Raw genomic sequence first — 10757 nt, forward strand, 5'->3', positions numbered from 1 at the left:
GTGTTTTTACCCTTTTTCACACCTGTTTTTTTATTGAGTTTAATCATCATGGTATGTCGGTGTTTTATGCTCAGTAAGCATTAATCATATTCGTCTTAAGCATTAACAAAATCGATTTTTATTTCTTATTTTTCACTGATAGTTTTATGATGGGCAGTTTTTAAGTTGTTATTAAAAGTCATGGTTTAGCTTTTGGGTTTAATCGGTATAAGGTTTTAACACTGTTTTATCTTTTAAAAATTTGGCATTAATGGGTACCTGTTTTTTTAACACTTTTTTGATTAATAGCCGAGTTAATCACCCATAAAAAGGCGCTTGCGATCGCCCAAAAAAGCAAATGCAAGCAAAAAAGAAAAGTAAATAATATTAAACAGATAATAAACCTGTGAGGCTATTTTTATTCCGAAGTTTTTTATTTTTGAATTAAAAATTCATTTAATGAATGGCCTTCATTGAGTAATTTTTGTAAACCTGATGGTTTTTTCCCGTTTCCTGACCAGTATTTAATTTCTCCATTGTCATTAAACTGATACTTAGGTTTTCTCGTCTTTCCTTTTCCTGCATTTGATTTTTTAGGTTTAAAATCAGAGAGGGTAACAGGTATGTTAATAGTATTAGGATTAAGGCCGATTTCTTCAATCATTCTTAATATTTCTAAACGTTTTTGTTCTTTTTGTTCCGCTTCTAAACTCATTAATCTGAAGGTTTCTTTGCTTTCTTGAACGACTACTTCTAATGTTTTGTAAGCATCTTCTAGCCATTCAACATCTTTTGTTTGAGCAAATCTTCTTAATAAGCTTATTCTTGATAAATATGCTGATACAATATCATATTCTTTTTCTGTGGTTAATGTTGTCATTTTGTCACCTTGTTAATAAGTTTAAAATCTATCTTTTCTGATGTTTTCTCTTCCAGCGTCAGTATAACACCGAATTTTTTACTTGCTTTAAAAAAGCTTTAATCATTTCTGTTTTACCTTTAATGATTAAAGCTTTTGCCTTCTTTTTCGTGATATGCTTGCCGTTTTTTCCTAAATTTTAAAACCGTGGTGACAGATAAAACGTATTTAATCCTATGTGAATAAGTAGATATTCTTTAATCCCTTGTTTTCAGATGGCACGAAAAGCGATAATCCATATTATTTAAGCTGAGAAGTCGGGATTTACGGAATAAATAAAGAGCCTTAAACCAAAAGGTTAAAGGCAGTAAAAATTTTCTCATTGATAGTTAAAACGCTAAAAACCAATAATCTGAACCGGATATTTGAATACCCGGTTCTTTTTAATCAGGAAGGGTTAACCGGTACCACGCTTTCTGTTGGGTAACATCCCAATACCTTTAATGAATGAGTGATTTTCGCCAATGCTTTCAGGACGTGTTGCATATTGATTGAACGAATATTAGCTTGGACATCAATATAAAACATCTCTTCCCACGGATTTCCGTTGATCGGTCGGGATTCCAGTTTACTCATAATAATATTATGTTTTTTCAGCACCATTAGCGCATCTACCAGTGCGCCTGCCTGCTGTCCGGTTGCCATAATAAATGTCGTTTTAGCCGGTACTTGTTCTGCAACTTCAATAGGTTGACGGGCAACAATAATGAAACGAGTAATATTATGTGATTGATTTGCGAGATTCTGTTCCAGAACCTGTAACTGATAAAGCGCACCGCCCGCTTCACTCCCTAAAGCTGCAATTTCTGGTGAATTCTGTTCGGCGACTTTTTGCATTGCTGCGGCAGTGCTTTCGCAATAGTTAATTTTCCAATGTGGGAATTGATTAATATATTGGCTACATTGTTGGAATGGTTGAGGGTGACTGTAAACCGTTTTGATCTCTGATAGCGTTGTGTCTTTTGCAACGAGTAGGCAATGGTCAATAGGAATGGTTATTTCTCCCACAATTGACAAATTGGTATGTTGCAACAAGTCATAAACATCATTGATGGAACCCGAGCTGGTATTTTCAATGGGTAACATTCCGTAATCCGCTTGGCCTGTTTCAACCAGGGAGAAGATATCTTGGAACTTATGGCAGCTACATTCAATTAATTGATTGAAATGGCGTGCGGCATATTGGCGGGCTGCGATATGAGAGTAGGAACCTCTAGGACCGAGGAATGCAATACGCGCTGAATCTTGGGGTGTTTGATTTAGGTGTTGCTGCAATAATGCCTGTTGAGTGAGTACGGAATCTTCAATGATCATCTGAAAAAGACGCGAAATATAAAAGCCATCAAGCCCGTAGCTTTTTCCTTTTTTAATCAGAACATCTAGTAGTTCTCGTTCGCGATCCTTGTCTCTGATAGGGCGATTATCCTGTAACTTAGTTTGGGCAATATCAAAAGCTAATTGGCGACGCTCTGCTAGTAAAATCAGTAACTTTAAATCAAGTTCGCTGACTTTTTCCCGTATTTTCAGCAAATTATTTTGATCCATAAATGGGTTCCTAATGGGTTATTCACATTCTGATAATAATAGGTTTGCATTGACATCCTCCCCCACTTTCGCACTTCGTGACTCAAGAGGGGGATCCCCGTTAGTGGGCGACGGTTGATCGCTCTGCGTCTGGTTCCTGCTTCAACGGGCGGCCTGACTGCTCCGTCCCTCCACAGGCAAGCACGGCATGCCCTGCCGCTAAAATGTTACGTGCGCCGTTTACATCTGCGTTCGCGGTATATCCACACACCTGGCACACGAATTTACTCTGCGACAAGCGGTTCTCTTTTGCTGTATGACCGCAACATGCGCACCGCTGGCTGGTGTATGTCGGAGGGACTGCCAGTACCTGACCGCCGCGCCAGAGCTGCTTATATTCTAGCTGACGGCGCATTTCATACCAGCCCTGATCCAGTATCGCGCGATTTAAGCCTGTTTTAGCCCCAACGTTCCTTCCGGGCTGTTCTGCTGTGCCTTTCGCTGACTTCGACATGTTACCGACCTTCAAATCTTCAATCACGATCATCGCGTGGTTTTTGCTTATTTTCGTGGTGGTCTTATGAAGGTAATCGCGCCGGATATTGGCGATGTGCAAATGCAGGCGCTGAATTTTTCGCTTCTGTTTCTGCCAGTTGGCGCTGAACTTAACTTTGCGGCTTAACTGTCTCTGGAGCTTCGCCAGTTTGCGCTGGCGGGTTTTAAAACTGTTGACGGGTTCGTATATCGTACCGTCTGAGAGCGTCGCCAGTTTCGATATCCCTGCATCCAGACCAACCATTGTTGTTGATTCGTGGTGTGGCTCAGAGGCTTCTATCTCGACTTGAAACGACACATACCACTTACCCGCTGACTGGCTGATCGTGGCATTTTTGATTTTGCCGTTCACCTCCTGCGATTGCCGGAACTTTATCCATCCGAGCCCAGAAGGAAGTCTGACTCTGCGATTTTCAAGGAGACAATATTTTTCAAAATTGACGAACCGGATTGAATCCCTGCCGTCATTTTTTCGTTTCCATACAGGCGCTTTCGCTGCCAGTGTTTTATCGAAGCAACGCCTCCATGCCCCATGTAAGTCTTTAAGTTTTTGCTGAAGGTTATCGGTGTAAGCTTCCTGTAAGAAGGCGTATTCCGGTGTTTTTTTCCACCCCGTGAGCATGCGGTTTAGTTCAAACGCGGAGGGAAGTTTTTCGCCGGAATCCAGAATGTGTTTTGTTACCTCAAGTCCGTGATTCCAGACAAAACGAGCACACCCGCATAACTGCCGCAAACGCGGCGACTGTTCTTCAGTTGGCTCTAGTCTGAACTTGTAGGCTTTCAGTATTAGCATTATCATTCAGTGTGTAGTAGTTTTACTCTCTATTTTACTGTGCCTTCGGCTAACTTCAATGCAAAAATACAAAATTAATCGTTCACGACATGCCGCCTTTCTTTTGCATGTACATCTTGTGTTTGTGACCAAATACCGTAGAAAGATTCTTGGCGAGCGACACTATGCAGCCTTTCATCAGTATGCAGGTGAAATCTGCCGTGACTTCGGCGCAGAACTTAAAGAGAGTCACGGCGATTTAGATCATGTTCATATGCTGATTGAGTATCCACCGACCGTTCAGCTATCGGTATTGGTTAACTCGCTGAAAGCAGTCACCTCCCGTCGCTTACGTAATGAGTTTCTGGACTTACGCGGAGCATACGGAAAGGCAGTTCTCTGGTCTCGCTCCTACTTTGCAGGTTCATGCGGTGGAGCACCGCTGGGAGTGGTGAAACAATACATTCAACATCAGCGTGGCTGATGATTCCACGGGCTTTTCAAGCCCGTCCAAATTCCCCTCCCGCCTGATGTCGGCGGGAGTACCCTTTGGAGGTAAAGATGGATAGAAAAAAGCTTCCCTCAAGGGAAGGTAAAAAAGAAAGAAAAGAAAAACAGGCTTATGTTCATCATATTCTCATATTCATAGTTTGGGTGACTGCTCTTTGCCCAATCGGGCGAAGCTTCCCATTTGCTTGCCATTTCATCGGCAGCCGTCCGCATTGGACAAGGGTTACGGTGATTTTTGTTAATTAACCTTATGTTGTTGTTTCTGTCAACAAAAAACGCGTCCAAATTGGACGCGTCACAGGCAAGTCATTGTTATTTTATTGTGATATTTCTGGTTCTGTTTCTAATTCTGTTTCTAGGTTAAGGTTTGATTCTTTAACACTGTTGTCAGTACGGCGTGCTTCTCCCTTATGCTGTACTTTATTCAATTGGCGCTCCAGTTTTGTTAATAATTCATTGATAGCAATATACATATCTTCATGTTTTGCACCGGCAACTAGCATACCATTTGGTATACTTATGGTTGCATCAGCCCTAAAAATTTGAGGCCCTTTTGATAGAATAATATGAGGATTTATCAGATTTACTTGCCATTTATTTAGTTTATTTAGACGTTTTTCTACGTGGTTGCGAATTGCCGGGGTAATCTCCATTTGTTTGCTGGTAATATTCACTATCATATAGTTACCTCTCATTATTGATTATCCACCTTCAATAATTTCAGCATACATTTCTTTTTCATGAAAAAGGTGATCTAAATCACTATTTAACCAGATATGAGGCAACTAGTTGAAGTAATTGTGATTAGTGGTAAAAATATGAAGAATATCTATTGCAGGATTGAAGCTAATGGGACACTATTGACAAGTTGAGTCTTTATCAACTCTGCTGATAAGTAGTCTTTTTTAGATCTCATAAGTAAAAATAAAACAGCGGTACCCACCGCTGTTTTATCATCTGCTGTTTTATACGGGATTAGCAGCAATGAGTTTTGCTACTTTATCTGCCTGGGCTGTTAAACCCAAACGTGTATAAGCTTTTTTCATGTAAGGCAGCGCTTCGAGAGTTGACTGTGTATCAGGGTAATCACGTAACATTTGTTCAATTCGATTTACCACCGCGACATAAGCTCCACGTTTGTTATAATATTCCACAACAGAAAGTTCATATTTTGCCAGGCGCTCTCTGATAAACATTAAACGCTTAATAGCATCGGCAGTATACAGGCTGTTAGGATGATAGCGTACTAATTGACTAAAATCCTTGAATGCTACCCTGGCGTGTTCAGGATCACGATCTGAGCGGTCAATGCCGAAGAAACTTTGCAATAGACTGTTATCCAATGCTTGTGAAGTTAATCCACGCATATACAGAACGTAATCAATGTTGGGGTGAGTTGGATTCAGGCGTATAAAACGGTCAATAGAAGCGAGAGCCATTGGCAAGTCAGAGGATTTATAATAAGCATAAATCAGATCGAGTTGTACTTGCTGCGAATAGGGGCCAAATGGATAGCGATTATCGAGGGTTTCCAATTGCTTGATCGCATCGGAATAGCTACCTTTTTGCAGCTTTTCCTGACCCTTAGAGTAAATTTCCGCAGGTGGGCTGTCGGGGACAGTATTTTTATTACCAGAGCACCCGGAAAGTACCAGGCTCAATGTGGCTGCCGCCACCAGATATTTCATGCGTATCATCACGTGTTGATTATCCTCTGAGTGTTTTTCTGGGAGACTATCCATGAAGCTCCCGGCAAAAGATCGAGTTACAATAGCACACTATATTAAATTAAACGGCTCTGCCGTCAAAACTCAACGTAAGTGTAGAAACAATATATGGCACAACAAATACGACTTAATACAACAGTCGCCGAATCTCAGCTCGGTCAACGTTTAGATCAGGCTTTGGCTGAATTGTTCCCTGATTATTCAAGATCACGCATAAAAGATTGGATCTTGGATGACAGAGTTCAGGTTAATGGCAAATTAATCAATAAGCCAAAAGAAAAAGTACTGGGAGGTGAAGAAATTGCAATTTATGCCATCATTGAAGAAGATGCGCGTTGGGAACCTCAGGATATTGCGTTAAATATTGTCTATGAAGATGATGACATTCTAGTCATAAACAAATCGCGTGATTTGGTCGTCCATCCAGGAGCAGGAAACCCAGATGGTACGGTATTGAATGCACTGTTATATCATTATCCTGAAATTGCCGATGTTCCTCGGGCAGGCATTGTTCACCGTCTTGATAAAGATACGACAGGGCTGATGGTCATTGCTAAAACGGTTCCCGCTCAAACACGTTTAGTCGAATCACTCCAACTACGCGAAATTACCCGTGAATATGAAGCGGTAGCGACAGGTTGTATGACGGCGGGTGGAATGGTTGAAGAGCCAATTTCTCGTCATCCAACAAAACGAACACATATGGCAGTGCATCCAATGGGCAAACCGGCTATTACCCATTATCGGGTAATGGAACATTTTAGGGCACATACTCGTCTACGCCTGAGACTGGAAACCGGCAGAACACACCAGATACGTGTTCACATGGCCCATATTAGTCACCCATTGGTGGGCGATCCTTTGTATGGTGGTCGTCCTCGACCTTTGAAAGGGGCTTCTGATGAGTTCCGCGAGGCAATGCGTAATTTTGATCGTCAGGCATTGCACGCCACGATGCTGCGTCTTTATCATCCGATAACCGGCATTGAAATGGAATGGCACGCTGAATTACCTGAAGATATGGTGATGCTGATTAAGGCATTAAAAGCAGATGCAGAAGCGTTTAAAGACGAAATGGATTGGTAAATGACTGCGCTTATTTTTCCAAACTGGCCACAACCGACGACAGTAAAAGCCTGTAGTTCTACCCGTTTAGGGGGAATAAGCTTATCACCTTACGATAGCCTGAATCTGGGTAAGCATGTTGGTGATAAACCTGATGTTGTTGAACAAAACAGGCATATTTTAGCGAAAATGGCAGAACTGCCTCAGCAACCAGTCTGGTTAGAACAGGTTCATGGTACGCGTGTTGTGAGACTCAATGGTCAGCCACTGGAAGATAATAGAGCTGATGCTGTTTATACCAATATTCCTGGGCAGGTTTGTGCTGTGATGACAGCAGATTGCCTGCCTGTACTATTTTGCAGTTCTGCGGGTGATGAGGTTGCGGTTGCCCATGCGGGGTGGCGAGGTTTGTGCGCCGGCGTACTGGAAAACACGATCACTCAATTTAAAGCTAAACCTAATCAGCTCCAAGCTTGGTTAGGGCCGGCAATTGGCGCGAAAAAATTTGAAGTTGGTAATGAGGTTTTGGAAGCATTCACAATCCAGCATTCTGATTTGAGTCGAGCTTTTATACCTTTTGGCGAAAAGTATTTAGCGGATATCTATTTGTTGGCAAAGTTAAAATTGCAATCTGTTGGTGTGAAAGCGATTTTTGGCGGGGATGAATGTACTGTCAGTAATAAAGAGAAATTTTTCTCTTATCGTCGTGATGGGATCACCGGACGTATGGCAACTTTAATCTGGCTGATATAACCTATCCTGTAGGGCGATCCATTGGCGCATAAGAGAATATCTCACAATTTGCTTTTCAGAATAACCTTGAATATTTGAGGAATGGCCTCATTTAATCTCCAGTAGCAATATTCTGAACAGTATTGGAGGTGTTATGCGTCTGGATCGTCTTACTAATAAATTCCAGCTTGCTCTCGCTGACGCCCAGTCCCTTGCGCTTGGGCATGATAATCAGTTCATCGAACCAATTCACTTAATGAGTTCACTGTTAAAACAAGAGGGTGGCTCTATTCGCCCATTATTAACGTCAATTGGAATCGATGCAGGTCGTTTCAGCAATCAGCTTGAGCAGGCTTTAGAACGTTTGCCGCGGGTACAGGGTATTGGTGGTGATGTACAACCATCCAATGATTTAGTTCGTCATTTAAATCTGTGTGACAAACTAGCACAAAAAGCCGGGGATAATTTTATCTCCTCTGAATTATTTGTTCTGGCAGCATTGGAAGAACGTGGCACATTAAGTGACATATTGAAAGCTGTTGGCGCAACAAAAGAAAAAATCACTAAGGCAATAGAACAAATGCGTGGTGGTGAAAAAGTTGATGATCAGGGAGCGGAAGATCAACGCCAGGCCCTGAAAAAATACACTATTGATCTGACTGAACATGCTGAACAAGGCAAACTTGATCCGGTAATTGGCCGTGATGAAGAAATTCGCCGCACCATTCAGGTATTACAACGCCGTACTAAAAATAATCCGGTCTTAATTGGTGAACCTGGGGTTGGTAAAACAGCCATTGTGGAAGGGCTTGCTCAACGGATCATTAATGGTGAAGTTCCTGAGGGGCTTAAAAATAAGCGAGTTCTTTCCTTGGATATGGGCGCGCTGTTAGCAGGGGCTAAATATCGTGGTGAATTTGAAGAGCGTTTGAAAGGTGTGTTGAACGACCTTGCTAAACAGGAAGGCAATGTCATTCTGTTTATTGACGAATTGCATACTATGGTTGGTGCAGGTAAGGCTGATGGTGCAATGGATGCTGGCAACATGTTAAAACCAGCCTTGGCCCGTGGTGAACTTCACTGTGTTGGTGCAACAACACTGGATGAATATCGTCAATATATTGAGAAAGATGCAGCGCTGGAACGCCGTTTCCAAAAAGTCTATGTTGCAGAACCTTCCGTAGAGGACACAATCGCTATTTTGCGCGGTCTGAAAGAACGTTATGAGTTACATCATCATGTACAAATTACCGACCCTGCAATTGTCGCGGCAGCAACATTATCTCATCGTTATATCTCAGACCGTATGTTGCCGGATAAAGCTATCGACTTGATCGATGAATCGGGTGCCAGTTTACGTATGCAAATGGATTCAAAACCGGAAGCGCTGGACCGTCTGGAACGCCGGGTTATCCAATTGAAGTTGGAACAGCAGGCGCTGAAAAAAGAGTCTGATGATGCCAGTAAAAAACGGCTTGAAATGCTTAATGAGGAGCTGCTCGTAAAAGAACGCGAATATTCTGAACTAGAAGAAGAATGGAAAGCTGAAAAAGCAGCACTTACGGGTACTCAGCACATAAAAGCGGAATTGGAAAATGCCCGTATCAGTTTAGAACAGGCACGTCGCAGTGGTGATTTAGCGAAGATGTCTGAAATTCAGTATGGAAAAATACCTGGATTGGAAAAACAGCTTGCCGCAGCCACACAAGCTGAAGGTAAGCATATGAAACTGCTTCGTAACAAAGTTACCGATGCCGAAATTGCAGAAATTCTTGCTCGTTGGACGGGTATTCCTGTTGCCAGAATGCTTGAGAGTGAAAAAGATAAACTGTTGCGCATGGAGCAAGAGCTGCATAAACGTGTTATTGGTCAGGATGAGGCAGTCGATGCAATATCTAATGCGATTCGCCGTAGTCGTGCTGGATTAGCTGATCCAAACCGTCCGATTGGTTCATTCCTGTTCCTTGGTCCAACTGGTGTTGGTAAAACTGAGTTGTGCAAGGCGTTAGCAAATTTCCTGTTTGACAGCGATGATGCAATGGTGCGTATCGATATGTCTGAATTTATGGAAAAACATGCTGTATCACGGTTAGTAGGAGCACCGCCGGGATATGTTGGTTATGAAGAAGGTGGTTATCTAACAGAAGCTGTTCGTCGTCGACCTTATTCCGTTATTTTGCTTGATGAAGTGGAAAAAGCGCACCCAGATGTATTCAATATCTTATTGCAGGTGTTGGATGATGGTCGATTGACTGATGGGCAAGGTCGTACTGTCGATTTCCGTAACACGGTTGTAATCATGACTTCTAATCTCGGGTCGGACATGATCCAGGAGCGTTTTGGTAGTCTAAATTATGATGAAATGAAAGATATAGTGATGGGAATTGTTAGCCATAATTTCAGACCTGAATTTATTAACCGTATTGATGAAGCTGTTGTGTTCCACCCATTAGGGCGTCGGCATTTATCAGCGATTGCAGATATCCAATTGCAACGTTTGTACAAACGTCTAGAAGAACGTGGTTATCAGGTGACGATTACTCAGCAAGCGTTGGAAATGTTGGCAGAAGCCGGGTTCGATCCTGTTTACGGTGCACGGCCATTGAAGCGAGCTATCCAGCAGGAAATCGAAAATCCATTAGCTCAAAAGATACTTTCCGGCCAACTATTGCCAGGAAAACTAGTTACTCTGGATGTGGAAAATAGCCATATCGTCGCAAAGCAATAACTGTATATTTAATGAGAGAGTAAAGTTAACGAGAAATGAGGGGGCAGGAAACTGCCTCTTTTTTTATCATTTTGCGCATTAAATCGCAATTTAGCACTGTTTTTGCTTAATTGGTGTTCGGATGAATTATTTTTGCAAATAAACGCTTGCCAGCGCCAAAGAACGCCCTATAATGCGCCACCACTGACCGACACAACGCTGATAAACATTGTGAGGTCGGGCAGAGAAAGCGGCAATAAGCGCTTG

At 42.2% G+C, this 10757-nt stretch carries 10 protein-coding genes; 5 read left to right on the forward strand and 5 right to left on the reverse strand.

The annotated features are described in order from the left end of the window. Positions 1-412: 412 nt before the first annotated feature. From ACGF5R_RS22765 to ACGF5R_RS22775, 3 genes are all read right to left on the reverse strand, one after another. On the reverse strand, positions 413-859 hold the full coding sequence (locus ACGF5R_RS22765) for an H-NS family nucleoid-associated regulatory protein (RefSeq protein ID WP_112878366.1): 447 nt from the start codon (positions 857-859) through the stop codon (positions 413-415). 426 nt (positions 860-1285) lie between these two features. Beyond that, a complete protein-coding gene (pheA, locus tag ACGF5R_RS22770) occupies positions 1286-2443 on the reverse strand; it encodes a bifunctional chorismate mutase/prephenate dehydratase (protein WP_262981619.1) in 1158 nt (385 codons plus the stop codon). 100 nt (positions 2444-2543) lie between these two features. Then, complete coding sequence (locus tag ACGF5R_RS22775) at positions 2544-3770, reverse strand: RNA-guided endonuclease InsQ/TnpB family protein (protein WP_387692871.1); 1227 nt, start codon at positions 3768-3770, stop codon at positions 2544-2546. A gap of 58 nt (positions 3771-3828) precedes the next feature. Here ACGF5R_RS22775 and tnpA point away from each other — a divergent pair, with 58 nt between their 5' ends. Continuing rightward, a complete protein-coding gene (gene tnpA / locus ACGF5R_RS22780) occupies positions 3829-4233 on the forward strand; it encodes an IS200/IS605 family transposase (RefSeq protein ID WP_112878368.1) in 405 nt (134 codons plus the stop codon). A gap of 77 nt (positions 4234-4310) precedes the next feature. Beyond that, positions 4311-4505: a hypothetical protein gene (locus ACGF5R_RS22785; protein ID WP_387692867.1), complete on the forward strand. Its 195-nt coding sequence runs from the start codon at positions 4311-4313 to the stop codon at positions 4503-4505. 71 nt (positions 4506-4576) lie between these two features. On the opposite strand, the gene raiA is transcribed toward ACGF5R_RS22785, so the two are convergent. Further along, a complete protein-coding gene (gene raiA, locus ACGF5R_RS22790) occupies positions 4577-4939 on the reverse strand; it encodes a ribosome-associated translation inhibitor RaiA (protein WP_112896385.1) in 363 nt (120 codons plus the stop codon). A 285-nt stretch (positions 4940-5224) separates the two neighbouring features. Continuing rightward, positions 5225-5956 carry an outer membrane protein assembly factor BamD gene (gene bamD / locus ACGF5R_RS22795; protein WP_112878380.1) on the reverse strand — a complete coding sequence of 244 codons (732 nt, stop codon included), beginning with the start codon at positions 5954-5956 and terminating at the stop codon, positions 5225-5227. A 138-nt stretch (positions 5957-6094) separates the two neighbouring features. Here bamD and rluD point away from each other — a divergent pair, with 138 nt between their 5' ends. The 3 genes from rluD to clpB all read left to right on the forward strand — a co-directional run bounded on the left by rluD (position 6095) and on the right by clpB (position 10511). Continuing rightward, the gene (rluD, locus tag ACGF5R_RS22800) at positions 6095-7072 is read left to right on the forward strand and encodes a 23S rRNA pseudouridine(1911/1915/1917) synthase RluD (protein ID WP_387692869.1); all 978 of its coding nucleotides are present in this window, start codon (positions 6095-6097) and stop codon (positions 7070-7072) included. Continuing rightward, positions 7073-7804: a purine nucleoside phosphorylase YfiH gene (gene yfiH / locus ACGF5R_RS22805; protein ID WP_262981617.1), complete on the forward strand. Its 732-nt coding sequence runs from the start codon at positions 7073-7075 to the stop codon at positions 7802-7804. Positions 7805-7937: 133 nt separating this feature from the next. Further along, entirely contained in the window at positions 7938-10511 is a 2574-nt protein-coding gene (clpB, locus tag ACGF5R_RS22810) for an ATP-dependent chaperone ClpB (protein ID WP_112878372.1), read from the forward strand. Positions 10512-10757 lie beyond the last annotated feature (246 nt).

This window comes from Photorhabdus sp. RM71S, assembly GCF_042879355.1.
Lineage (GTDB): Bacteria > Pseudomonadota > Gammaproteobacteria > Enterobacterales > Enterobacteriaceae > Photorhabdus > Photorhabdus kayaii.

Excerpts from the sequence above, each read along its gene's own strand:
- ACGF5R_RS22765 (WP_112878366.1), bottom strand. The coding sequence starts at position 859 with ATGACAACATTAACCACAGAAAAAGAATATGATATTGTATCAGCATAT.
- pheA (WP_262981619.1), bottom strand. The coding sequence starts at position 2,443 with ATGGATCAAAATAATTTGCTGAAAATACGGGAAAAAGTCAGCGAACTT.
- ACGF5R_RS22775 (WP_387692871.1), bottom strand. The coding sequence starts at position 3,770 with ATGCTAATACTGAAAGCCTACAAGTTCAGACTAGAGCCAACTGAAGAA.
- tnpA (WP_112878368.1), top strand. The coding sequence starts at position 3,829 with ATGCAAAAATACAAAATTAATCGTTCACGACATGCCGCCTTTCTTTTG.
- ACGF5R_RS22785 (WP_387692867.1), top strand. The coding sequence starts at position 4,311 with ATGGATAGAAAAAAGCTTCCCTCAAGGGAAGGTAAAAAAGAAAGAAAA.
- raiA (WP_112896385.1), bottom strand. The coding sequence starts at position 4,939 with ATGATAGTGAATATTACCAGCAAACAAATGGAGATTACCCCGGCAATT.
- bamD (WP_112878380.1), bottom strand. The coding sequence starts at position 5,956 with ATGATACGCATGAAATATCTGGTGGCGGCAGCCACATTGAGCCTGGTA.
- rluD (WP_387692869.1), top strand. The coding sequence starts at position 6,095 with ATGGCACAACAAATACGACTTAATACAACAGTCGCCGAATCTCAGCTC.
- yfiH (WP_262981617.1), top strand. The coding sequence starts at position 7,073 with ATGACTGCGCTTATTTTTCCAAACTGGCCACAACCGACGACAGTAAAA.
- clpB (WP_112878372.1), top strand. The coding sequence starts at position 7,938 with ATGCGTCTGGATCGTCTTACTAATAAATTCCAGCTTGCTCTCGCTGAC.